Genomic DNA, 25066 nt, shown 5'->3' with positions numbered 1-25066 from the left:
CATGCCGTGGAGCTATCTGCCGCACACCCCGGAAAACCGCAAGGCGATGCTGACGACTGTGGGCGTGGATGAGGTTCAGGATTTATTTGCCGATATTCCTGCTAATTTGCGGCTGAACCGCCCGCTAAATTTGCCGCAGGCTATGTCTGAACCTGAATTGGCAGCCCACCTGGCGGCTATGGCTGGTAGGAATGCGAGTATTGCTGAGTATACTTGCTTTCTTGGTGCCGGTGCTTATGACCACTACATACCCAGTGTCGTGGACCATGTGCTTAGACGTTCAGAATATTATACAGCATATACCCAGTATCAGCCAGAAATATCGCAAGGGTACCTTCAAGCTTTATGGGAATACCAAAGCCTAATTTGTGAAATAACCGGCACGGCAGTAGCCAATGCCTCAATGTACGACGGGGGCACAGGTCTGGCTGAGGCAGCGATGATGGCAGCCGGCGCTACCGGGCGTACCGAGCTCTTGGTGGCGAAGACAGTCCATCCCCATTATCGTGAGATCCTGAACACCTATGCGATTGATCGGGGTTATACCATCAGCGAGCTTGGCTATCTGGACGGTCAAATCGGCCTTCAGGAATTACAGTCCAAATTAAGCAAGAAGGTGGCGGCAGTCCTCTTGCAGACACCTAACTTCTTTGGCTGTGTGGAGGATTGTAAAGCAATTATTGATATGACCCATGCGCAGGGAGCGCTCATAATCGCAGTGGTTGACCCTATTTCTCTTGGCATTTTAGAGGCTCCCGGCAAACTCGGGGCTGATATTGTGGTTGGCGAAGGCCAGAGCCTGGGAATTCCCATGTCTTTTGGCGGCCCATACCTGGGTTTTTTTGCTGCTACAGAAAAACTTATGCGTAAAATGCCGGGCCGGATTGTCGGGCAGACCACCGACAAGGAAGGCAAACGGGGGTTTGTTCTGACATTGCAGGCGCGTGAACAACATATTCGTCGGGAGAAAGCAACGTCAAACATTTGCTCCAATGAGGCACTATGCGCCTTGGCGGCAGCGGTATATTTGAATACTGTCGGCAAGGCGGGCTTCGTGCAAGTGGCAGAGCTGTCTCTCCATAAAGCTCATTATGCCTACAAACAGTTGATCGCTGTCCCAGGCTGTGAAGCCGTCTTCAAAGCGCCTTTCTTTAAAGAATTTGTTGTACGTCTGAGCAAGCCTGTTGACGAGATCAACAAACAACTCCTGCAGGACAAAATCATTGGCGGCCTGGATTTAGGCAACTATTATCCTGAGCTTGCCGGTTGTATGCTCCTGGCTGTGACTGAAAAACGTTCACGCGAGGAAATTGACCGGCTTTGCGCCAGATTGGGGGCAATGGCATGAGGACGAAAACCAGTAAAGCGCTGATTTTTGAACTAAGCAATCCAGGGCGCAGGGCAATTGACTTGCCAGTTTGTGATGTGCCGCAGGAGGATATTCAGCGGCTTATTCCGACGCACTTAGTAAGACAAGAACAGGCAGCACTGCCAGAGGTCAGTCAGCTTGATTTGATGCGCCATTACAACAGCTTATCTGAGCGGAATTTTGGCGTTGATTCCGGTTTTTATCCGTTAGGCTCCTGTACCATGAAATATAACCCCAAGATTAATGAAGATGTCTGCCGCCTGCCAGGGTTTGCTCTAATTCATCCCTTGCAGGACAGTGAAACCGTGCAGGGTGCACTGCAATTGCTCTACAACATGGAACAGTATTTGGCAGAGATTGCCGGTATGGATGCTATTACTATGCAGCCTGCAGCCGGTGCCCATGGAGAATTGACCGGGATTAAGCTGATTAGAGCCTATCATCGTCACCGGGGGCAAAACCGTACCAAAGTAATTGTGCCTGACTCAGCTCATGGCACCAATCCGGCTACGGCTGCCGTCTGCGGCTTGGATATTGTCGAGGTAAAATCACATCCTGATGGCGCAGTTGACCTTACTGCGTTAAGAGCTGCTGTCGGTAATGATACTGCTGCATTCATGCTGACAAATCCCAGTACCTTGGGCTTGTTTGAGAAGAACATTACAGAGATTGCTCAAATCGTTCATGATGCCGGTGGTCTCTTATATTACGACGGTGCCAACGCCAATGCCATAATGGGCCTGATCCGTCCTGGTGACATGGGCTTTGATGTCGTACATTTTAATTTGCACAAAACCTTCAGCACGCCGCACGGCGGCGGCGGGCCCGGTTCAGGCCCGATTGGTGTAAAAAAAGACCTGATTCCCTATTTGCCGAGTCCCTATATTGTTCAAAAGGCTGGTAAATTCAGCTTGGCAGCAGACCGGCCGCTGTCGATTGGCAAGGTGCATTCTTTCTATGGTAATTTCGGGGTTATTGTCAAGGCTTACGCCTATATCCGGACGATGGGGCCTGACGGTCTTACGGCCTCAAGCCAAGATGCCGTGCTTAACGCAAACTATTGCTTAAGCAAACTAAAAGAAGATTATTATGCTCCTTTTGAAGGGTTTTGCATGCATGAATGTATTATTACTCCCAAGTATCAGAAGGCGCACGGCATCCATACCCTTGACATTGCTAAACGGCTTTTGGATTATGGCTATCATCCGCCAACCATTTATTTTCCGCTTATTGTCGAGGAGGCCATGATGATTGAACCCACCGAGACTGAAAGTAAGGAAACGCTTGACGGCTTTATTGCGGTAATGCGCTGCATTGCCAGGGAGGCCGAAGCAGACCCTTCTCTGATTACCAAGGCGCCGCACACTACTGTCGTGGGTCGTCTTGATGAAACGACTGCTGCCCGTAAACCGGTGGTAAAATGGCAAAAGTAAACCGGTTGCCGCTACCTGATACCATTCGGTTTGTCTATCCTAAGCAAACCAGGCCGGTAAGTGTGACAGGCACAAAATGTGAACTTAATTGCGCCCATTGCGGCGGACATTATCTAAAACATATGAAACCGCTGGCTGAGATAGCTACAGTTGGCGCTGACAACAGCGCCAGTTGGCTGGTGAGCGGCGGTTGTCAGGCTGACGGGGCAGTGCCGATTGCAGAGCATATTGTTCGGTTGGCTGAACTTAAACGCAGCAAGCGGTTTAATATGCATGTCGGTCTGGTAAGTGCTGATGTTATTGAGCAGCTGGCAACTGTGGCAGATTGTGTGTCTTTTGATTTTGTCGCCGATAACACCACAATCCAGGAGGTATTTGGTAATCGCCGCACCGTTAACGACTATGTAGCCTGCTACCAGGCACTCAGGCAAAAAGTTAAGGTAATGCCGCATATCTGCATTGGTCTCAAAGGTGGTGAAATCCGTGGCGAGTATCAGGCGCTGGAACTGTTGCAGGAGCTTGGTGCGGAGTCGCTGACCTTTATCGTCTTTATGCCGACACGGGGCACACGGTTTGCTGACAGGCAACCGCCCAACATTCTGGAAACTGCCCGGCTATTAAGTCATGCCAGACTGACTTTTCCCCATATCCCGCTCCATCTTGGCTGCATGCGGCCAGGAGGACGCTATCGGGAGGAGCTAGATAAATGGGCTGTTCGAATTGGTTTTGATGTGATTGTCAATCCGGCCCCCGTGGCCGAGAGGCTGGCTGAAAAGCTGGGACTTACCCTATCGCGGGGAGAGGAGTGCTGTGTACTATGAGCTGGTGGAGACTGTCGGCAGGGACGGCTTGCGTAGTAGGTAAAAAACAGCTCAAGACAGATGTACTCCCAACTACTGCCTACATTATGTTGGGGGAAAAATGCCAGAACAGTTGTCATTTTTGTGCCCAGTCCAGGGATAGTTCAGCCCGGTCAGATAGGTTATCGCGAATCACTTGGCCGGAATTCCCGGCACAGGAGGCTGCACAAGCAGTTGGCACAGCCTTTCAGGCCGGTCAACTTAAGCGCGCTTGTCTCCAGATTGTCAAAGACCGCCAGAGCTGGCAGGCAAGTATTACTGCGTTGGCAGCTTTAACACAGGAAAGCAGTGTGCCTGTCAGTATTTCCACTGACATCGAGACTGTAGCGCAGGCCCAAGAACTGTTTGCCAGGGGGGCAGAACGCATCTCCATTGCACTGGATGCTGTTACGGCTGAATTGTATCAGCGGGTAAAAGGCGGTGAGTGGACTAAACGCTGGGAACTCTTAAAACGGTGTGCTTATGAATTCCCAGGCAAAGTTAGCACCCACCTGATTGTCGGCCTTGGCGAAACCGAAGAGGAAATGATTACGACAATTGGGAATTGTCAGGACAATGACATACAGGTGGGCCTATTTGCTTTCACACCTGTACGGGGTACCGTTTGGGCGGATAAACCGCCACCTGTTATCGAACAATATCGCCGGGTACAGATAGCGCATTTTCTGTTAAAAAAGGGCTACAGCCGGAATGTTTTTCAATATCGGAATGGCAGACTAATTGGAGTTAGTTTACCTCAGACGGAAATGGAAGCTGTTTTGACAGACGGAAAAGCTTTTGAAACCAGCGGCTGTAGTGGCTGTAACCGGCCTTACTATAATGAACGTCCTGGCGGGGTTATGTATAACTATCCCCGGCCACTTACTGTAGCAGAGGTTAAGCAGGCCTTAGTAGAAAGCGGACTGATCAGTGTTACTGAGGACGGTTGGAGCGGAGCTCAGTACAAAGAGAGGAATCTGACATGAAGTGGCGAGTTATTCGTAGCGGCATAGGTCAGGCTGCCATTAACATGGCGGTGGACGAGGCGATGTTAAAAGCATATGCTGGTGGACAAGTGCCGCCGACCATCCGCTTTTACGGCTGGCAGCCGGCAGCTGTCAGTATCGGTTATTTTCAAAAAGCTGCCGCCGAGATTGATATTAGTGAGTGCCGCCGTCAGGGGATTGACGTTGTCCGGCGCCTGACAGGCGGTCGTGCCGTGCTGCATGACGCTGAACTAACCTACAGTTTAGTTGTCAGCGAGACGCACTCACTTGTTCCCCCTACCATTACGGCTTCCTACCGGTTTTTTAGCCAGGGATTGCTGGATGGACTCAAAGCGCTGGGTATTGAGGCGCAAATGAGCGTGCCCAGGGCTGCTTACAGCCAGACCAAACGTTATCACACATCGGCGACCTGTTTTGATTCACCTTCCCATTATGAGATAACCTTTGACGGTCGCAAATTAATTGGTAGTGCCCAAGTTCGTAAAGAGGGTGTTATTTTGCAGCATGGTTCGCTGTTACTAAATTTTAAACCTAGGCAGCTGGCCTCGTTGCTTAATCTCCCAAACCCTGAAGCGAAAGCTTCAGTAGCCGGAATGCTTGGCAAACGCGCTATCTCGTTAACCGAAGCGGCCAAGCGGGAAATTAGTTGGGAAGAGGCCTGCCAGGCAATCCAGACCGCCTTTGGTTTGGCATTAGGTGTAGAACTGGCGGCTGACAGCCTGAGTCAAGCCGAGCAAAGAGTGGCGGAGGAACTGGCTGCGACAAAATACACGCAAGGCTCATGGAATTTACGTCGTTGAGACAGGGAAGGAAGGAATAAACATGAACTATGATGTGGCTGTCATTGGCGGCGGTCCGGGCGGCTATGTGGCTGCGATCCGCGCCGCACAACTTGGTGGCAGAATATTGTTAGTTGAGAAGGACAATATGGGGGGCGTGTGTTTGAATCGTGGCTGTATCCCCACCAAGACCTTATTAAAAAGTGCGGAGAAATGGCAAGATTTAGCACGGTGTGCTGAATTTGGTCTAAGGGCGGATGCAATCGGTTTTGATTTTAACGCCATAAACGAGCGGAAAAACAAAGTGGTGGCCGGACTTAGAGGCGGTATCGAGCAATTAGTTAAGAGTAATGACATTACGGTAATTCGTGGTGTTGCGGCACTAACCGCTCCCCAGCGTCTGACGGTTAGTAATGTGTTAGGAAAAGAAGAGTTTGCGGCCAGTAAAATAATCATTGCCACCGGCTCAATCCCTAGCAGTATTCCGGTTCCAGGCCACCAGTTACCGGCTGTTATCACAAGTGATGAGCTGCTGGAACTGACCGAAGTGCCTAAGAGCATGCTAATCATTGGTGCTGGTGTGGTAGGGATTGAATTTAGTGCAATAATGAAGGCCTTTGGCTGTGATGTAACCGTGGTTGAAATGCTGCCAACCATATTACCAATGGTGGATAGTGAATTAATCAAACGTATGGGAGTTATCCTGCGCAAGCAGGGGATTAAAACGCTGGCTGGGGCCAAAGTAACTACTATTGAAGAGTCTGCTGGCGGTGTGGTAGTAAAAATCGATACCGGCAAAGGTGTACAGGAGTTTCCGGTAGAAAAGGTGCTTGTTGCTGCAGGCCGTCGCCCAGTGACGGAAGGATTAGGCTTAGATATGCTAGGTGTGAACTTTGACCGTGCAGGTATTAAGGTTAATGAACACATGGAAACCAATATACCAGGCATTTATGCCATTGGCGATGTTACCGGTCAGAGCATGTTGGCCCACACGGCATCAGCTGCTGGCATTACAGCAGCCGGAAACGCTATGGGGTTGAGTTCGGTTATGGACTATAGCGCAATTCCCAGTTGCATATTTACCACACCGGAAATCGCTATGGTTGGGTTGAACGAAGACGCAGTTAAGGCGCAAAATATTGAGTACAAGTCCAGTAAATTTAATTTTGCCGCAAATGGTAAAGCGGTAACAATGGGTGAAACTGATGGACTGGTAAAAATTATTGCCGCGGTGGCTACCGGCAAGATACTGGGAATGCATATCCTGGGGCCGCATGCCAGTGATCTTATTATGGAAGGTGCGCTGGCAATTAAAAACGGGCTAACCGCCAAAGACATTGCTAATGTCATTCACCCTCATCCTACATTGTCTGAGACTGTTATGGAAAGTGCCTATGGTATATATGGTGATATTATTCATCAGGTGAAGCTGAAGGGCAGCAAATAACAAACCCCGGCAGGATGGCTGTTATCCTGTCGGGGTTTGAGTGTTAACAAGTCAGTAGGGTGTTTCAAGGATTCGATTAACTTAAATTGTCCTGGCAATTTCAGATGCATGGTGCAATGCATCTAGTCCGTTTGTTGTTTTAAAAAGTGGACAAAAATGAATTTCATTTTTGTTCACTTTTCTATTTTTGATTATAGAGTAATGGTTTGAATAGGGAGAGTATCTGCTGTTACACATCGAAATTTTTTGCAAATATAAAAAGTATAAACCGTAGCGGTGGATACTGCTCATATCAAACGATCTGCATTATAATACAATTAATCCAAATCGAGAATTGTTATCAAACATCTGTCAAAATGTAAGGAAGGTGAGGCTATGTTTAAGTATAATGATCAAAGCATTATCTGCTGGTTGAGGGAGTGGGTTGCTCCGCTTTGCAGTGGAAGGAGTGGCAGAACGGGTAGAGACTGCCTGGAGCCTGTCCAATAAAAAAAGGGGGGGATAGAGTTGAGTAACGGTACTAATAGTAGAGTTGATTATAGTTTTCAACATAAGAAATGTGTACGTCGACCTAGTAGTTTTGATATGCATGATTCAAAGCAGGTATTCAGTGAACTGAGCATTAATGAAGGCGATATATTTCTTGATATGGGCTGCGGTGCCTTTTGGCCCACCTAAACATATGCGTTTATCACCGGAGGAAGTCGAAAGGGCAATGACCCAGTACGGATTTGAAATGATCAATCTAGTTGACCTTGGTTATAACTATATGATTCAGTTTAGTGCTAAATAAGTATTTAAAGTACCAAGATTATTTTGAGGAGTGAAGAAAATGATGAAAAAATTCTTATTTGGTTTTTTAATGATGACTATGGTCGCAAGCATGAATATCGGTATTTGTAGCGCAAATGACGGGGATGGTCATGAGGCATATGCAGAGGAGCAAATCCGTATAGCTGAAATGGCTAAACCGGTTGTTCGTGACCTGGAATATCCAGAGTGGGGATTTCGAATTCATGCCTGGATTACCGGTATGGGAAGCGAAACAGTTGCGCATGTCCAAGTAATCGACATGAATTCTAATTTGGTAATCAAGCAATTGGACAGGAAGTGCAATTACATGGATGTCATCCCTGAATATAGCAGCAATTAGTAAGAAAAGATAAACAAAACAAAAATCATTGATATTTGAAAAGAATATCAATGATTTTGTTTTGTTTGACATAGATTTAGAAAATTGTAGCGGCAGATACTGTTAAAGCAAATGTATTCGTTTTATAGTATAATCAGCAATCAGGTAAAAGGGATCATTCGCAAAAAGTTGTTAAAGAAAAGGAAGGTGAGATTTTGTTTGAACAACAATTATTCAGGAAATATATGCTGGTGGCAGGAATGATTTGTTCCGCGTTGCTATTTGTAGGATGCGGCAACAGTAAGCAGGCAATGCCGGTTCAGCCAAAAGAAGTAGCTGTAAAGGCGGTAACCGTTGTACAAAAAGATACTCCTGTTGTGTATGAGTACGTGGGTGAAGTTACTGCTACGGAACAAGTGGAACTTAGATCCAGAGTCTCCGGTATTATCGTAGAAAAGCTGGTAACAGGCGGTGCTGCCGTGCATCAGGGGCAGCCATTGTTTCGCATTGATTCCAGAACATATCAGGCGGCGGTGCTTATCAGGCAAGGTAATATGGCAGAAGCCAGTGCCGATTATAACAGAGCTGAACTTGATTTAATTCGTTATCGTAAACTGGCAAAACAGGGTGCGATTTCTCAACAGGAGCTAGACAATGCTGAGGCGGCGGCACAACAGGCTGCCGCCCGGGTGGAAACCGGGCGAGGCATGGTGGAACAGACAGAAGCAGACTTAGCTGATACTTTAATTACTTCACCAATAGATGGGCGAATTGATATTAAAGATTTAAGTGTAGGTAATTATGTTGATGCCGGTAAAACAGTTTTAGGCAATATTTGCTCAGTTAATCCGGTGTGGGTCAAATTTAGTATGAGTGAAACGGAGCATCTCCGGTTTATGCGTATGGGCAATGGACAGTTGCCGAGTCAGTGGGAGCATCTTGCATTGTATCTTAGTGATGGGACAGATTATGGGCTGGAAGGCAGGGTTACTCAGATTAACAGCGTAATTGCCCAGAATACGGGAACGATCAATTTGCAGGCTATATTTCCTAATGATCAAAACATCTTGGTGCCAGGGATGTTTGTGCGTGTCAGGTGTGAAGGAGAATTCCGTAAAAATGCAATGCTTATTCCGCAACGGGCAGTTCAGGAAATGCTAGGTAAGAGTTTTGTTACTGTTGTGGGTGAAGGGAATAAGGCGGAAAGCCGCGCAGTTAAACTGGGGCCGCATGTTGGTAATCTATGCGTTGTGCAAGAAGGCTTGCAGGCAGGGGATTGTATTGTTATCGAAGGTTTCCAGAAAGCACAGCCGGGAACAACTTTAAAAGTAAGTATGGTTACAATTGAGGATTTATCGGTTAAAGCCGATAAGTAGGGGGTACTCCAATGGCGAAATTTTTTATTAACCATCCTATTTTTGCAATTGTTTTGTCAATATTGATTGTAACAGGAGGCATAATATCCGCTTTTTTTCTGCCGATTGCTCAGTATCCGCAAATTATTCCCCCGCGGGTGGCAATTACCGGCAATTATATGGGGGCTAATGCCAATACTGTGGAAGAAGCTGTGGCCTTGCCAATTGAATTAAAAGTCAATGGTGTGCCCGATATGACGGAAATGCAGTCAATTTGTTCTGACAACGGCTCTTATACACTGGCTGTTAATTTTGATATGAGTAAAAATGCCGATATGGCTGCTGTTGAAGTGCAAAACCGTATGTCACAGGCTGAACAGCAGCTGCCGGATACTGTTAAGGATGCCGGTTTAATAGTTAATAAAGTGTCGGCAGAAACGGTGATGTATTTTGCGCTTTGTTCGCCGAATAACACCTATGATAAAGGTTTTCTCAAAAACTATGGCGATATAAACTTTGTAGAAGACTTAAAACGTATCAAAGGTGTAGGGAATATCGCGGTATATGGCGGAGCGGATTTTGCGATGCGGATTTGGCTCCAGCCGGATAGAATGGCTAAAAGCGGCATTACGACAAATGATATTCATCAAGCCATAACCAGTCAAAATATTCAGGTTGCTCCCGGTAAAATCGGACAGTTGCCGGCTGTTCCCGGACAGGAATTTCAATACACTGTACGGGTTAAAGGCCGGTTGGTTAAACCAGAGGAATTTGGTCAAATTATTGTTCGCAATAATCCGGATGGTTCTTTGGTGCGGTTGGCAGATTTAGCCAGAGTGGAACTGGCTGACCAGCATTCGGATATTTTGGCTAATTATAATAAGGGTGATACAGTAATTTTCGGTTTGCAGTTAACTACAGATGCGAATGCCTTGGAAACAGTGAAAGAAGTTAAGCGGGTTCTAGCGGAGGCAGCTGAGCATTTTCCTAACGATATGGATTATAAAATCGTAATTGATAATACAAATTTTATCAAAGAATCGCTGAAAGAGGTCCTTAAAACCTTCGCTGAGGCGTTTTTGCTTGTTGTTCTTGTTGTATTTTTGTTTTTGCAGACATGGCGAGCCACATTGATTCCGTTATTGGCTGTGCCGGTTTCGTTGATTGGTACATTAACCGCTTTTCTTTTCCTCGGGTTTTCTATTAATACCCTCACAATGTTTGCTATGGTATTGTCAATTGGTTTGGTAGTAGATGATGCAATTGTTGTTGTGGAAGCTGTCGAACATCATATCCGCTATAACGGATTTTCGCCACGTGAGGCTACAATCCGTGCTATGAATGAAGTATCAGGCCCGGTTGTTGCGATTGCTTTTGTACTGATATCGGTATTTGCGCCGGTTGCCTTTTTAGGCGGTACAATGGGTGTGCTGTATAAACAATTTGCCCTTACTGTGGTTATTTCCATGGCCTTGTCAGCATTTGTTGCCTTGACCTTGACACCCGTATTATGCAGTTTGCTTTTAAAACCTATTGATGCTGAAACAAAACCAACATTCACTGGGAGAGCGTTTCATTCGTTTAATGTTTGGTTTGAGCGTATGACGGTGTCTTATGGTAGAGGCGTAAGAAAAAGCATAGAGCGGACTACTGTCTGGGTATGCTTTTTGGGGATTATGCTTTTTAGTATTGGCGGCATTTTGAAGGTTCTTCCGCCGACGTTTGTGCCTGAGGAAGATCAGGGGTATTATTTGACAATTATTACCTTGCCTGAAGCAGTCAGTTTATCCCGTACTTATGAAGTGGTCAGAGAAATGGGTGACATTATCAGGTCTAACCCAGTAGTAAAAGAAACAATTGCCATGATGGGGTATGATGTACTTTCTGATGCCAATAAACCTAACAGCGGCTTGGTATTTACCGTTCTAAAACCGTGGGATGAACGAAAGACACCGGATTTACATGTTCAGGCACAGGTACATAAAACATATATGGAACTGGCTGAGATACCGGGAGCTATGGCAATGTCTTTTAACTTTCCTACCATTCAGGGGATAGGCAGTTATGGCGGATTTACTTTCATGCTTGAGGACCGGGGCAATAACACCATTGATGAACTTGACCACGTAGCGCGGGAACTTATTGCCGCTGCCCGTAAACGCCCGGAACTGGGATTGGTCTATACGAATTTTCGGAGTGATATTCCTTCCTACCGGTTTGAAGTTGACCGGGAAAAGGTAAAAAAAATAGGAGTGGCAGTTGATGATGTTTTTAATGCACTGAATGTGTTTTTAGGAGGACTCCAGGTAAATGATTTCAATAGTTTTGGCCGTACCTATAAAGTAATTATGCAGGCCGAACCTGAGTTTAGATCAGATGTAAGTGCATTACGCTTCCTTTATGTCAAAAATAGCGCTGGTACAATGGTACCGCTGGATACGTTAGTAACTCCGGTTATGGAAAGCGGCGCGGCCGTCATAAAACGCTTTAACGGTTTCAGAGCTGTTCAAATAGGCGGCGGGCCGGCTCCGGGCTATAGTTCAGGACAAGCACTTGCGGCGCTTGAAGAAACCGCTAATGAAGTATTGCCGCAAGGCTTTGGCTATGAATGGGCAGATATAAGCCGTGAAGAGAAAGACGCTGGCAATAAAACTCCGGTTTTATTTGGGCTTTCGTTAATGTTTGCCTTTTTGTGCTTGGCTGCGCTATATGAAAACTGGCGGATACCTTTTGCCGTGCTGCTTGCTGTGCCTGCGGGAGTATTTGGTGCTGTTTTGTTTCAGTATATTGCTAATTTGACGAATAATGTGTATATGCAAATTGGTTTGATTACACTTATCGGGCTGGCAGCAAAAAATGCCATTTTAATAGTGGAATTTGCCAAATTGAGGGTCGATAAAGGAATGAATCCTGTCGAAGCGGCTGTAGAGGCTGCAACATTGCGCCTAAGGCCGATTCTTATGACCTCGCTGGCATTTATTATTGGCTGCCTGCCGCTTGCTTTGGCTACAGGAGCCGGTGCCGGAGCGAGGAATGCAATGGGGACATCCGTGGTCGGCGGTATGATAATGGCAACTACAGTCGGTATTTTTTTGATACCGGTGCTCTTTGTCCTGATTGAACGTCTGGCAGGAAAGTCAAAACTGTCAATAGCAAAGGAGAATAATATTGGTGGATAATGGAATAAAGCAGTAAAAAGAAAAAGCATCACCATCTTTAAAAGATGGTGGTGCTTTTTCTTTTTAGTTGAATTGAAAATGTGCAATTAATCAATTAATAAGGAATATAGTTTTTCTTTTTGAAGAATTTTAATTTTTTTATCATTTACTTCTATAATTTGGTCATCGCATAGAGTTTTTAATTCCCGGCAAAGAGACGGGCGGGATACATTTAAGTTTTCGGCCCATGATTTTTTGGAGTAAGGTAAATAAATGATATCATGAGTAGTATTATCGTTGTTATTAAGTAAAAAGTACGCTATTTTTTGTTTAATTGATGAATATGAAAGTAATTCAATTTTTTTATTTAATTGCGTGACATGAGTAGCAGCAAGGCTTAACATTTTGTGGAAAGTATTATTTTTGTATAGCAGGTCTATTAAGACATTCCTATGAATTAAAATAATCTCACTGTTTTCTTTGGCTATTACGTCAGACTGATGGGGTTGGTCTAAGATAGGTGCTGCCCCTCCAAAAATTTCACCTTTTTTTCTATACATAACACTGATGATTTTTCCCGAGGGGAAATTTTTTTGAGCCTCAATACTGCCTTTTATAATGATGCCAACATAAGTTCCAGGCTGATCTGCTCTAAATATAAACTCATTTTTTTTATAATTGCAGATTTTATATTCAGTTTGAGACAAAATATCTTTTATTTCTGTTTTTTCTTTACCTTCAAATAGAATGCTTTTCTGTAATACATCTACAATTCTATCCATTGTAGCCTCCAATTTTAAACCCATAAAAGGAATGAATAGATTGGTAATTGACTTCTTGTTTTAGTACATTACTTTTCTATACCTGTAAAATGGTAACTATTCATGCTGGACATTAATATAAAACAAGTCTCTTTCGGGAAATGCTTTTTTGTCCGTCCATGGACTTTTCAGGCCAAATGTAGCCGCAAAACCCAAATTTCTTTTCTAAGTTTTTATATTCAATAGACAGCAACAGCAATTTTTGTTTTTTACTAAGCGTTTCAATAACAACAAAATTCCCTTCAGCTTTACGAATGATGCCGACCTGGGTAGAGCGACTGTCGTCTGATCCGATAATAATGGCACCAACTTTGGCATTTTCTGGCATCGTCTGTATGATCCAACCCTGATTACGGGCGTTTGTTAGCCAGAATTTTTCATCTCCTTGCCAGTCAATGCCTGGTGCTGGTACTAGTTTATCAAACTCGCCGGCAATATAACCAGACACTTGGTCAGTAGGATAACCCTTATACAAAGGGCTGGAACTGCAGTCTCAGGTGTCTGCTGAGACAGGAGTAATACAAAGCATTAAAAAAACGAGGATATATAATAGTTGCAACTTTATCAATGTGCAGTTTCCTTTCATTCTTGCGAATAAGATTATTCTTATTTAACAATATAATTTCTAATTTATATTGTCAATAAGAAATTATTTTTGATTTTATACAAAGTGTAGCAGCAGATACTGTTCAATTAGAACAGAGCATAATAGAAATTAACTGATAATGAATTTCATTATCAGTTAGATAGCGGTCAAGATTCAAAATTTATCAGTATTGCAAATGGTGTTATAAAAGACTTTCAAAACAGATAATTGCGGCTATAGTTGGCAGCAAAGCAAGCAAATCCAAAATCATAAGCTGTTGTATGGCGTAGATTATCGCAATCTGAAGTTTGATATTTCTTCAAAGAATTTTAATACGGCTATGGAAGGAAAAATGAACGGTTATTTCCTTCAAGATAATTGGCAGGTAACTAAGAAAGCTTTAGTCGGTTTAGGTTTACGCTATGATCAGTATAAAGCTGAGGATCATTTAATGAATACGGAGCTTACTAATGAATTTCAATTGAGTCCTAAAGTAAATATGACTTATCAGCTAACCCCACAAGAAGCTGTTTATGCCAGTGCCAGCAAAATTTTTAGATCTCCTGTCGTGACCGATTATTCCCGTTGGTTTTCTAACTATTATGACACATCATCGGCAAAAAACCGCAATAAGTATAGTAAAGACAAGTATGGAGATTCTGAGACTCTGACTTTGGCAGAATGGCAAAAACTCATTGGGCCATTAAAACCGGAAAGCGGCATGGCCTATGAAATAGGCTGGAAAAAGCAATTTAATGCTAAATTTAACGGACAGATAACCGGATTTTATAATGATATTAATGATTATGTCAATACGTACATGGGTTCAGGCATTACCGCAGGTCCGCCAACTTATAACATAGATAATGCAAAAATAAAGGGGGTAGAGATAGCGACAGATTACCAGTTTAACCACCACTTAGGACTAGTATTGAATTATACTACGCAAACCGCAGCTAAAAGTGGAGACAGACTTGATCCTGAAGGGATACTGGATTTGACGGATATCCCCCAAAAGACTATTAATTTAGGTCTGTACTACAACAATCAAAAAGGGTTTCAAGCCTCTTTAAACGGCCGCTATCGAAGTGAAAAGAAGGTTGATACCAATACTACTTTAGGCGGGCATACACTTGTTGACGTAGCTTGTGCTTACAGCAGAAATAATTCCACGATAGCTTTGGCTGTTAATAATATTTTTGATAAAGACTATCAAGAAATTTCCGGATTGGAAATGCAGGGAACTACCTACAATTTGTCCTATCAATTGGCATTTTAAAGGAATATTTGTTATATAGGCAGAAAAAATTAATTTAACCGAAGTTAAAGGAGTGTAACGAATATGAAATTAACCGAAATAGGCAGGGTTGAAAGTCCTTATAGCTCACCGGCTGACCCTTTTGAGATGCGGCAAAGCAGCAGCCGGATAATCATACATGATGAATTTGCTGAAGGCTTGTACCGGCTTAATGAGTCTAAGCACATCCAGGTTTTTTTCGGGTTTCACCTTGCGGAAGGCTATAAACTCAAAGGGCCAACCTATACTGGGGAGGTAAAAGGGGTTTTTGCTTCACGCAGTCCGAAACGGCCATCGTCTATAGGTATGACCACTGTAAAACTGCTTGGTATAGAGGGAAACTTGCTGCATGTACAGGGATTGGATGCTGTAAACGGGAGTCCGGTCTATGATTTGAAACCGTATGTTCCGTTTCTTGATACTGATGTTACAGAGAAAGAACGTTTGGAACACTTAAAGTATAATCCCAGAAGGGATTTTATTCAGGCTATACGAGAAAAAGACGCAGTCCGCTGTCTCATAAAGACTGCGGAAATTCATGGCCATTTTTGTCCGGGAATTGCACTGGGGGTTATGGCTTCCATGTATGGGCTGAGTCAACAGGGGATTGATCTTTCTCAATCTGACGGCATGGAAGAGCTTATTGCCGTGGTCGAAATAAATGCCTGTTTTACCGACGGGATACAAGCTGTTTCTGGATGCACACTTGGAAACAACTCTCTAATATACCGTGATCTGGGACGCACGGCGGTTACTTTTGCCATGCGAGGCGAGAAAAAAGGAGTACGCGTCCGGGTGCGTCCGGAATTCCGCGCTCACATTGACAGCTTGGCGCCGGAGTTTTACCCGCTTATGGATAAAGTGATTAAGAACCGGTCATGGAATCCCGACGATGAAATACTCTTCAGGAAAACGGCGCGGGAAGTTGCCTTTGCTATGGTGCAGCTTCCGTTCGAAGAATTGCTGGCTGTCGAAACGGTTCAACCTGATTTGCCGGTCTATGCGCCGGTAACTGATACTGCCGTTTGTGATAAATGCGGGGAATTGCTTATGGCAACAAAGTCGGTAAAGCAAGGGGAAAACCAAGTGCTTTGTCGTGTGTGCGCAGGTCAGGAATATTACCAAGTCAAGGGACAAGGAATAGTATTAAATAGACAAGAGAAGAAATGACTGGAATAGATGCTTATAGGAGCGGGTTCAAGGTATCTGGATTATAAAAACTAAAAAGAACAAATTGTATTCATAGTACTTTTGTCGTGGTACAAAAAACAATGAATTAATAAGCCATGAAGGCTAACACGTCCTGTAGGGCACAGTTTGTACTTGACTTTTTTCACTTTTAATCATACAATTTAGTTAATTCCATAGGGAACAGGTGCCCGATTGGGCTTAATAGGGAAGCCGGTTCAAAGCCGGCACGGTCCCGCCGCTGTGATGGGGAGCCGGTCTGCAATAAGCCACTGAAATAGAACATTATTTTGGGAAGGCGCAGACTAGCAATGATCCTAAGTCAGAAGAACTGCCTGTTTAACAATCACCGTTTAACCTACGAGCGATGGGGAGGGGATTTGTGTGCCGATTTTAGGCAAACAATCTCTGTTATCTCCATTGAATGGTGACAGAGATTTTATTTATGTTAAGGAGTTGTTTAGTATATGGCAGGAATTTTTTACGGCATCGGCGTGGGGCCTGGCGATCCCGAATTACTAACTTTGAAGGCGATTAACGCTATTAAAACAGCAGATGTAATTATTGCTCCACGGACGGAGAAAAAGGATGAAAGCACGGCAATGTCTATCGCCCGTCCTTATATTCAGGAAAGCAGCGAGATTTTAGAATTGGTATTTCCGATGAACTATAATGCGCAGGCACTGTCTGATGCTTGGGTGAACAATAAAAAGACCATCCTGGAACTTTTGGATGCAGGTAAAAAAGTGGCCTTTTTGACATTGGGCGATCCCATGCTGTACAGTACCTATATGTATGTACATCGCTTGCTGGAAGATTCCGGTCATGAGATTATCAATATTCCGGGAGTGAACTCCTTCTCGGCCATTGGCAACCGCCTGGGGATGGCGCTCGCGGAGGGTGGCGACATTCTTAGCATTGTGCCGGCAACCATTGATGATGAACGGCTAGAAAGAGTGCTGGCTGTATCTGACAATGTTGTACTCATGAAAGTATACAAAAATTTTACCGAAATTGTTGAAAAATTAAATAGACACGGTATGGTGGAAAACGCTGTTATGGTTTCGAAATGTGGTTTGGAAGGTGAAGAAATCATTCATGACCTTGAAACTAATGGCAGCAAAAAGGTGAACTACCTGTCAACCATTCTAACGAAACGCTCCAAAGTGAGTAAACATGCATTGGCATGAGCACTAGCCCGTTAACACCGCTGCTCCGTTATAAACAAGCCAAGGTGCGGGTGGCGGGTCTTGTACTGTTGGCAGCTATGGTGCTATTCACTTTGGCCGCTATCGGGTTTGGCCGGGCAGATATTAGCATGGCTGATACCGCCAATGTAATTTATGGACAACTTACAGGTAATCCGGAGGCTTACGCCCATATCAATGCAGCTAAGATTGCTATTATTTGGGATATCCGTCTGCCGCGTATTTTAGCTGCCATTATAGTTGGCGGGGGACTGGCAGTTGCAGGTGTCGTTTTTCAGGCACTGTTAATGAATCCGCTGGCTGATTCGTATACTATGGGAGTATCGACAGGGGCGGCATTTGGCGCTAGTGTGGCTATTTATCTCAATGTTTTTGCGCAGGGCGGTCTGCCGGTAACCTTGTTTGCCTTTGGTGGAGCGGTGGCGACATTACTTATTGTTATGTCTATGGCTCGTGTAGGTGGCTATGTATCATCAGCCAATCTGATAATTGCCGGGATTATTGTCAGCAGCATCTTATCGGCGGCTATTAGTATGGTCAAAAGCCTGGCCGGCGAGCAGGTATCTGCTATTGTCTCGTGGCTTATTGGCAGTCTGGCGGCTAAGAGTTGGGAGCATGTGCTGTATGGCTGGCCGCTGATCCTGGCGGCCTGCTTTCTTTGCTACTATTATGCCGAAGATTTGAATATCGTATCTTTAGGGGATCGGGAAGCCCGTAGCCTAGGTATTAATGCCTCCCGTCTCCGAACAGTGCTGTTAGCCGCCGGTGCACTGATTACGGCAGTATGTGTAGCTATTGGCGGTATTATTGGTTTCGTTGGCCTGATTGTACCGCATATGGTCAGGATGCTGACAGGCTCGGATAATAAGGTGCTCATTCCACTGTGTGGTTTAACAGGCGGAATATTATTATTAACTGCCGATACCTTTGGGCGGTCGGTGGGCAATGTCGAGATACCTGTTGGCGTGTTGACGACCCTTTTGGGCGGCCCGTTCTTCGTTTATATTTTTAGGATACGTAACAAGACGCTTGGGTAGGGGCGTTACTATGATAAAAGTAGAAAATATACAATTTGGCTATGGGGCTAAACCTGTGCTCAAAGACATCAACCTGAATATCAGGCACGGTTGCTTTTGCGGCATTGTCGGGCCCAACGGCTCAGGCAAGACAACACTGCTAAATCTTATTACCGGGCAGTTGCAGGCGACTTCCGGCAATATTAGCATTAAGGGGCGGGATATCGGTTCTTACCGGATTGAAGAACTGGCCCGCCATATTGCTGTTATGCCGCAAAACATGGATATCAAATTTCCCTATACTTGCCTGGAGATTGTTGGCATGGGGCGCACTCCCTATAAAACAAGACTGCAAGGGCTGACTGACCAAGATGTGGCGATTATTGAAAATGCCATGCGGCTTACAGATACACTTGATTTTGCCGGACGGTTGGTCACCGAGCTCAGCGGCGGGGAAAGACAGCGGGTACTATTTGCTAAGGCCCTGGCGCAGCAGCCGGAAGTTTTATTTTTAGACGAATCCTTTTCTAATATGGACATTTACTATAGTATTAAGTGCCTGAGCCTGTTGAAAAAGTTATCTATTCAGGAAGGGCTGACAGTGGTGTCAATTATTCATGATCTTAACCTTGTCAGTACCTTTTGTTCTGAGGCCGTTGTTTTAAAGGCGGGTCAACTGATTAAGTATGGCTCGGCTCCGACTGTACTTGACCCTGAACTTATCGGTGAAGTATTCCACATCAAAGTGGTTCGGGCGGGTGAGACAGGTTTGGCCGTCCTCTCCAATCTATAATAGGAAAAGATTTGGCTTGTAACCCTTTAGGGGTGTAGGTGGTTAAGAAATTCCTGGAGGAAGTGGATTATGAAAAATAAAGCGTTTTACTTGGTTATTCTTCTTCTCTTGCTGGCAGTTATAGCTGGTTGTGGTACTTCCAAACCTGCAGTCACAGCTAACGAGGGTATAATAAAAATTACCGATGACCTGAATCAGACTATAGTCCTTAAGCAGCCAGCCAAACGAATTATTTCTTTGTACTCCGCACATACCGAAAATCTATTAGCATTGGGTCTTGAGGCTGAGATCATCGGCGTCAGTCCGGCAGAATCTGATCCGGCGGCCAAAAACAAGCCTGTATTTGACTATCGGGCCGATCCGGAAAAGGTATTGGCGGCTGAGCCTGATTTGGTCATTATTAGACCGTTTATTAAGCAAAGTCACCCTGATTTTGTCAAGACTTTGGAGCAGGCTAATATCAAAGTAGTTTGTCTTTATCCGGAGAAGTTTGAGGAATTTGACAGTTATATTAAAAAGCTGGCCATCCTGACAGGCAAAGAGCAGCAGGCTGACGATAAACTGGCTGCTTTTCATGCTAAGCTTAACCAAGTCGCCGAGCATACAGCTAAGGCGCCGATTAAAAAACAGGTGTATTTTGAGGCCACAGCAACCGAATACCGGACAATTACGCCTGCTAGTATGCCGGGGACAGTGCTTAAACTGGCTGGAGGGCTAAATGCGGCCGCCGATGCGCAGCCTTTGAAAGCTGCAAGCAGTATTGCTGCTTACGGCAGCGAACGTTTATTAATGAAGGCTGAGGAAATTGATATTTTTCTGGCACAACGCGGCCCGATGAATCCAGGCGTTACGCCTGATAGTATAAAACAGCGTCCAGGATTTGATAAGATAAAGGCAGTACGAGAGGGTAAAGTCTATATTGTTGACGAAGGGGTTGTCTCCAGTCCTACCTTCCGGCTGGCTGAAGGTGTTGAACAATTGGCTAAACTGATTTATCCCGAAGTATATAATGATCAATCAGAAAAATGAAATTGCAAGAGTGTAAAAGTCCTGCTTGACAAGGTGTCATTGAATTCATATAATAAAACTGAGAATAAATATCAGTTACGCGTCAACATCAAAATGGCGCAAATTTTTTACGTAAGCGCTGATAATGATTATCAATACTGAAGGGGGAAATATATCATGACACTTTCACAAGCAAAACGTGGTCAGCGTCTTTTAATTGCTGCCATTCCTAATCCAACTATCCGGGCTCAAGCCATTCGCTTCGGTATTGCCGAGGGCGCTGAAGTAGAATGTTATGAAAAATTGCCTGCTGGCCCAGTTGTTATCGGCAGAGGCAAGCAAGAGATTGCGATTGGGCGCCGTTTAGCCGAAAATATTGAGGTGCAGCCAGCTTAGAGGGAGAATTATTACAATAGAAAGGCTCTCAGGTAGCCAGTGGAGGAAAGAATGGACCATTGTCATAATAACTTAACTCATTTAGATATTCCTGAGGGAGCTAAGAAGATAGTTCTAGTGGGTAATCCTAATGTGGGAAAGTCAGTGTTTTTTAATGCATTAACAGGCATGTATGTGGATGTGTCGAATTTCCCGGGGACCACTGTTGATATATCTCATGGCCGTTATGGTAAAGATGTAGTCATTGATACGCCCGGCGTATATGGTATTTCCTCCTTTAATGACGAGGAAACGGTGGCCAGAGATGTTATTTTGTCTGCTGATTTAATTTTAAATGTAGTTGATGCTGTGCATTTGGAACGTGATTTATTTTTAACGCTGCAGGTTATTGATACTGGTATTCCTACCATTATTGCCATAAACTTAATGGATGAGGCTGAAGAACAAGGGCTAAAAATAGATCTTGATTTGCTTGAGGATCTATTAGGTGTGCCAGTCATTGCGACAATAGCAGTTAAGGGCAAAGGTGTTTCTGAGGTCAAGAACCGGATCTTTGAAGCTCGTACCGGGATCATACCTTCAAAGCTGAAGAATAGGCTGGAAAGTATGATGAACCGGATTGGTTCCTGGGGTGAAGCATTACTTGTACTTGAAGGTGATCCTCATGTGGCTGAGCGCCATGGGGTACCGCCAGGTGAATTGCGGGAGGAGATTTATCACGACCGCCGTCACCGTGTGAATGATATCGTCAAGCATGTAGTAACCGAAACACAAGAAGGTGCGACGTTTGGTACTATACTAGGCCGGTATATGTTGCGGCCCTGGACAGGTATACCTATCTTTGCTCTAGTACTATACGCTATGTATTATCTGATTGGCGTTCTTGTAGCCCAGGATATTGTCGGCTTTACTGAGGAAACAGTCATGCAGGGCCTGTATGAGCCGGTAGTGCGGGATTTTGTTGGACGCTTTATTAGTGAACAATCGATAATTGGTACGATCCTAATTGGTGAATTTGGTATATTAACGATGACGGTAACCTATGTCCTGGGACTGCTGCTGCCCTTAGTTGTCGGTTTTTACTTTGCGTTGTCAATTATGGAGGATTCAGGTTATCTGCCGCGGCTTGCTACACTGGTTGACCGTGTTATGACCAGTATTGGCTTAAACGGACGGGCTATTATTCCCTTAATTTTGGGTTTTGGCTGTGTAACTATGGCGACTATCACGACGCGAATTTTAGGAACCAAGCGTGAGCGGACAATTGCGACCGCGGTGCTGGGTCTGGCTATACCTTGTTCGGCACAACTTGGTGTTATTGCCGGTATGTTAGCAGGCATTGGCGCCAAATTTATTGCGATTTACATTCTGGTTATTTTATTGGTATTAGGGATAACAGGCAAGATTCTCCACAAAGTATTGCCAGGAGAGTCTTCGGATCTCTTGATTGATTTGCCGCCTATCCGTTTACCACGTGGTGAAAATGTATTAAAAAAGACAGTAACCAAGTCGTATGCGTTTCTCTTAGAAGCTACGCCTCTATTTATGTTGGGAGCACTTATTATTTCAGGGCTGCAGCTTAGCGGATTGTTGGAAAGTATTCAATTAGCCTTAGCCCCGCTAACAGAAGGGTTACTAAAATTACCAAAAGAGACAGCAACTGCTTTTATTATGGGTCTTATTCGCCGCGACTTTGGGGCGGCTGGTTTAAATGATATGGCCCTTACACCGGCACAGACCTTAGTATCACTGGTAACTATTACGCTGTTTGTGCCGTGTGTTGCCACTGTCATTATGATATTTAAAGAACGGGGCAATAAAGAGGGCGCTTTGATTTGGCTTAGCTCGTGGGTATTTGCATTCCTCATTGGTGCGATTGTAGCGGCTTTTGTTATTTGAGTTAACAAAGCAGAGGTGATTCGTATTGGAACAGCAACTTTGTCCCCAATGCAAGATGACCTGTGATTCAGGGAAGATACGCTGCCCCCGATGTAATAAGCTGCTTTTAACCCAGTGTAATGGGAATTGCAGCAAGTGCAAGGGAAAAAATAAATGTTCCGGATAGAAAGAACCCCCAGAGTCTTTGGCTCAGGGGGTTTTCTTGTGCGCCTGGCATGACAGTAACTTGGCGGTGCTCCCCCCGAAGGATGAAACGGCTGGACAAAGAAGGGACAAGGTTTGAGTCTGCGCTATGGAGGCAAAGGTGAAAAAAGAGTGTTTTTTTATGTCTAAAATTTGTACTCACACCCTCAAAATGGTTTTTTTATACAAAATTGTATAATTTACAAAGGGAATTTATGGTTTTTATAGAATTAATAGTTAATTAATAATTTATTAATAAATTATTAATTAACTTTATGGTAGAAATACTCATTATGTTTGGTATCTGTACCGACATTATTTTGTGTTTTACACATAACTAAATTCGCAGACCATATAGTTGTCGTGTGTTATTGCGATTGACTTTTTATATTTAAAAACAAAATAGGAGACCATTAATGATCCAGAATACTCACAAATATTTACTATTAACTAAGATTTGCATATTTATCCTAATAACTCCACTTACCGCCACAAACATTACATGGGCGGCGCCGCCATCCCAAACCGCCATTGAAGAACAAAATCGCAAAGCACGCCAAGCAGAACAAGAACGTATTCAACGTGAACAGGGTAAGGATATTTTACTGCAAAAAGGAAAACAAAGCCTAGAAACTGTAGAATTGCCTGACGAGTAACCCAGCTTCACCATAAACACGATTAAGATTGAAGGATATGAAGCAGCTAAATTTCCTTGGGTATGCCACCTTATGAACAAGTACCAAGGTCAAAAGATTGGCTGGCAAGGAATAAACAACATAGTGAAAATGCTGACCAATGCCTTTATCGACCGCGGCTATATAACAACAAGAGTGCTTATTCCCGAGCAAGATATATCGTTAGGTGTTCTCACCTTGCAAGTTGTTCCCGGGACGATTAAAGAAATTAAGCTGTCAGATACTAAAATTCGGGTCGACTGGAAAAGCGCTTTTCCCGCAAGAGCCGGAGATATCCTTAACTTGCGTGATTTGGAACAGGGACTGGAGCAAATGAAACGTGTTCCATCACAAGATGCGGAGATGCAACTGTTACCGGGGGATAAGCCCGGTGAAACAATAGTACAAATCACAGTAAACCAGAAAAAACCTTGGAGAATTGCGATGGCGTTAGATGACTCCGGCAGCAAAGCCACTGGCAAACTGCAAGCGGCGGGGACGTTTACCTTGAATAACCTCTTTGGCGTCAATGATTTATTCGATATTTCCTTTAATAGTGATGCAGAAAGAAATAACTATCAATATGGCACTCGAGGAGAAAATTTTAGTTTTTCAGTTCCTCAGGGATATTGGACTTACTCTCTATCAGGCTCTGATTTTAAACATTACCAGACAATTGACAACTTGGGAACTGCAATTAGATCATCGGGACGAACCCGAAATCTTGAATTAAAAGCGGAAAAATTAGTATATCGCGATCAGAAACGAAAAACCAGTTTAGGCGTTGGTCTGATAAAATCGTTAAGTAAATCCTATGTAGGTGATACTGAGATTGAGATTCAGCGACGAAATACTTCAGCCGTCAAACTGTCGATCAACCACAGGCAATATAATGGACAAACAGTAGTTGACTACAATCTGGCATACAAGCGAGGTGTACCTTGGTTTGGAGCCCAGACTGATCCGGCAGATAGTGATAAAGACCAGCCAACCACTAAATATAACATTTTGACACTGGACACTAGCTTAACAACCCCAGTTACCATCGGCAAAACCAAGGTTAACTACTATGCTGTTTTTCACATGCAATATACCAAAGACTTGCTGTACGCTGCGGAATTCCTGAGTATAGGCAATCGCTATACTGTGAGGGGATTTGACGGCGAACAGACACTTGCCGCCGAAAATGGGTGGTATTTCCGTAACGAAATAAGTAAGCCAATCAAAGAATCTAATTCGGAAGTTTATCTAGCCCTAGACTTTGGTAGAATTGGAGGAGCATCTGCCAACCAAGCCCTTGGTAAAACCTTAGTTGGCTCAACGGTTGGTATGCGGGGTAACCTGGCAGAAGCCCAATACGACATATTTATCGGTATACCAATTAAACACCCGGCTGGTATGAAAGTGGCGAATCACGTTTTCGGATTCCAACTGCTTTATCAGTTATAGGTATGGTTTAAAAAATCACATTTTAGGAG

At 44.3% G+C, this 25066-nt stretch carries 21 protein-coding genes, 1 pseudogene and 1 riboswitch; of the genes and pseudogenes, 20 read left to right on the top strand and 2 right to left on the bottom strand.

Translation table 11 applies throughout. From position 1 onward, the window contains the following. The first annotated feature begins 1 nt into the window (after position 1). The 10 genes from gcvPA to AC1ECB_RS21075 all read left to right on the top strand — a co-directional run bounded on the left by gcvPA (position 2) and on the right by AC1ECB_RS21075 (position 12540). Entirely contained in the window at positions 2-1348 is a 1347-nt protein-coding gene (gcvPA, locus tag AC1ECB_RS21120) for an aminomethyl-transferring glycine dehydrogenase subunit GcvPA (protein WP_485665631.1), read from the top strand. Further along, complete coding sequence (gene gcvPB, locus AC1ECB_RS21115; protein WP_485665630.1) at positions 1345-2802, top strand: aminomethyl-transferring glycine dehydrogenase subunit GcvPB; 1458 nt, start codon at positions 1345-1347, stop codon at positions 2800-2802. The genes gcvPA and gcvPB overlap by 4 nt, the downstream gene beginning before the upstream one ends. Next, positions 2790-3623, top strand: a complete 834-nt coding sequence (gene lipS1, locus AC1ECB_RS21110; protein ID WP_485665629.1) for a LipS1 family lipoyl synthase — start codon at positions 2790-2792, stop codon at positions 3621-3623. Before gcvPB ends, lipS1 begins: the two co-directional genes overlap by 13 nt. Next, a complete protein-coding gene (lipS2, locus tag AC1ECB_RS21105; protein ID WP_485665628.1) occupies positions 3620-4627 on the top strand; it encodes a LipS2 family lipoyl synthase in 1008 nt (335 codons plus the stop codon). The genes lipS1 and lipS2 overlap by 4 nt, the downstream gene beginning before the upstream one ends. Then, the gene (locus AC1ECB_RS21100; protein ID WP_485665627.1) at positions 4624-5448 is read left to right on the top strand and encodes a lipoate--protein ligase family protein; all 825 of its coding nucleotides are present in this window, start codon (positions 4624-4626) and stop codon (positions 5446-5448) included. Before lipS2 ends, AC1ECB_RS21100 begins: the two co-directional genes overlap by 4 nt. Positions 5449-5470: 22 nt before the next feature. Continuing rightward, complete coding sequence (gene lpdA / locus AC1ECB_RS21095; protein WP_485665626.1) at positions 5471-6874, top strand: dihydrolipoyl dehydrogenase; 1404 nt, start codon at positions 5471-5473, stop codon at positions 6872-6874. A gap of 507 nt (positions 6875-7381) precedes the next feature. Then, on the top strand, positions 7382-7552 hold the full coding sequence (locus AC1ECB_RS21090) for a hypothetical protein (protein WP_485665625.1): 171 nt from the start codon (positions 7382-7384) through the stop codon (positions 7550-7552). Between the two features lie 154 nt (positions 7553-7706). Further along, a complete protein-coding gene (locus AC1ECB_RS21085; protein ID WP_485665624.1) occupies positions 7707-8027 on the top strand; it encodes a hypothetical protein in 321 nt (106 codons plus the stop codon). Positions 8028-8221: 194 nt separating this feature from the next. Beyond that, positions 8222-9382, top strand: a complete 1161-nt coding sequence (locus tag AC1ECB_RS21080) for an efflux RND transporter periplasmic adaptor subunit (RefSeq protein WP_485665623.1) — start codon at positions 8222-8224, stop codon at positions 9380-9382. A gap of 11 nt (positions 9383-9393) precedes the next feature. Continuing rightward, a complete protein-coding gene (locus AC1ECB_RS21075; protein WP_485665622.1) occupies positions 9394-12540 on the top strand; it encodes an efflux RND transporter permease subunit in 3147 nt (1048 codons plus the stop codon). An 86-nt stretch (positions 12541-12626) separates the two neighbouring features. Here AC1ECB_RS21075 and AC1ECB_RS21070 read toward each other — a convergent pair whose 3' ends face one another. After that, the gene (locus AC1ECB_RS21070) at positions 12627-13301 is read right to left on the bottom strand and encodes a Crp/Fnr family transcriptional regulator (protein ID WP_485665621.1); all 675 of its coding nucleotides are present in this window, start codon (positions 13299-13301) and stop codon (positions 12627-12629) included. Positions 13302-13413: 112 nt separating this feature from the next. Beyond that, positions 13414-13815, bottom strand: a complete 402-nt coding sequence (locus AC1ECB_RS21065) for a hypothetical protein (RefSeq protein WP_485665620.1) — start codon at positions 13813-13815, stop codon at positions 13414-13416. A gap of 367 nt (positions 13816-14182) precedes the next feature. Between AC1ECB_RS21065 and AC1ECB_RS21060 the strand changes: the two are divergent. The 10 genes and pseudogenes from AC1ECB_RS21060 to AC1ECB_RS21015 form a co-directional block, all read left to right on the top strand. Next, a pseudogene (locus AC1ECB_RS21060) lies at positions 14183-15205 on the top strand (TonB-dependent receptor domain-containing protein); the annotation flags it as partial. Positions 15206-15268: 63 nt separating this feature from the next. Next, a complete protein-coding gene (gene tsaA / locus AC1ECB_RS21055) occupies positions 15269-16393 on the top strand; it encodes a tRNA (N6-threonylcarbamoyladenosine(37)-N6)-methyltransferase TrmO (RefSeq protein WP_485665619.1) in 1125 nt (374 codons plus the stop codon). 186 nt (positions 16394-16579) lie between these two features. Further along, positions 16580-16764, top strand: a riboswitch (cobalamin riboswitch). Positions 16765-16878: 114 nt separating this feature from the next. Next, a complete protein-coding gene (gene cobI, locus AC1ECB_RS21050; RefSeq protein WP_485665618.1) occupies positions 16879-17601 on the top strand; it encodes a precorrin-2 C(20)-methyltransferase in 723 nt (240 codons plus the stop codon). Beyond that, positions 17598-18656, top strand: coding sequence for a FecCD family ABC transporter permease (locus AC1ECB_RS21045; RefSeq protein ID WP_485665617.1), 1059 nt, complete (start codon positions 17598-17600; stop codon positions 18654-18656). Before cobI ends, AC1ECB_RS21045 begins: the two co-directional genes overlap by 4 nt. 10 nt (positions 18657-18666) lie before the next feature. Then, the gene (locus tag AC1ECB_RS21040) at positions 18667-19428 is read left to right on the top strand and encodes an ABC transporter ATP-binding protein (RefSeq protein WP_485665616.1); all 762 of its coding nucleotides are present in this window, start codon (positions 18667-18669) and stop codon (positions 19426-19428) included. A 69-nt stretch (positions 19429-19497) separates the two neighbouring features. Further along, positions 19498-20457 (top strand): ABC transporter substrate-binding protein, encoded by a 960-nt coding sequence (locus AC1ECB_RS21035; protein ID WP_485665615.1) that lies wholly within the window; start codon positions 19498-19500, stop codon positions 20455-20457. A 156-nt stretch (positions 20458-20613) separates the two neighbouring features. Beyond that, entirely contained in the window at positions 20614-20832 is a 219-nt protein-coding gene (locus tag AC1ECB_RS21030) for a FeoA family protein (protein ID WP_021167836.1), read from the top strand. A 51-nt stretch (positions 20833-20883) separates the two neighbouring features. Further along, on the top strand, positions 20884-22731 hold the full coding sequence (gene feoB / locus AC1ECB_RS21025) for a ferrous iron transport protein B (protein ID WP_485665614.1): 1848 nt from the start codon (positions 20884-20886) through the stop codon (positions 22729-22731). 599 nt (positions 22732-23330) lie between these two features. Next, positions 23331-23570: a hypothetical protein gene (locus AC1ECB_RS21020; RefSeq protein ID WP_485665613.1), complete on the top strand. Its 240-nt coding sequence runs from the start codon at positions 23331-23333 to the stop codon at positions 23568-23570. Between the two features lie 12 nt (positions 23571-23582). Next, positions 23583-25037, top strand: coding sequence for a ShlB/FhaC/HecB family hemolysin secretion/activation protein (locus tag AC1ECB_RS21015; RefSeq protein WP_485669377.1), 1455 nt, complete (start codon positions 23583-23585; stop codon positions 25035-25037). The last annotated feature ends 29 nt before the right edge of the window (positions 25038-25066 follow it).

Source organism: Sporomusa sp. 246TCP1 (assembly GCF_057319775.1).
Note: the sequence above shows the minus strand (reverse complement) of the source record. Positions and strands in the feature narration are given on the sequence as shown.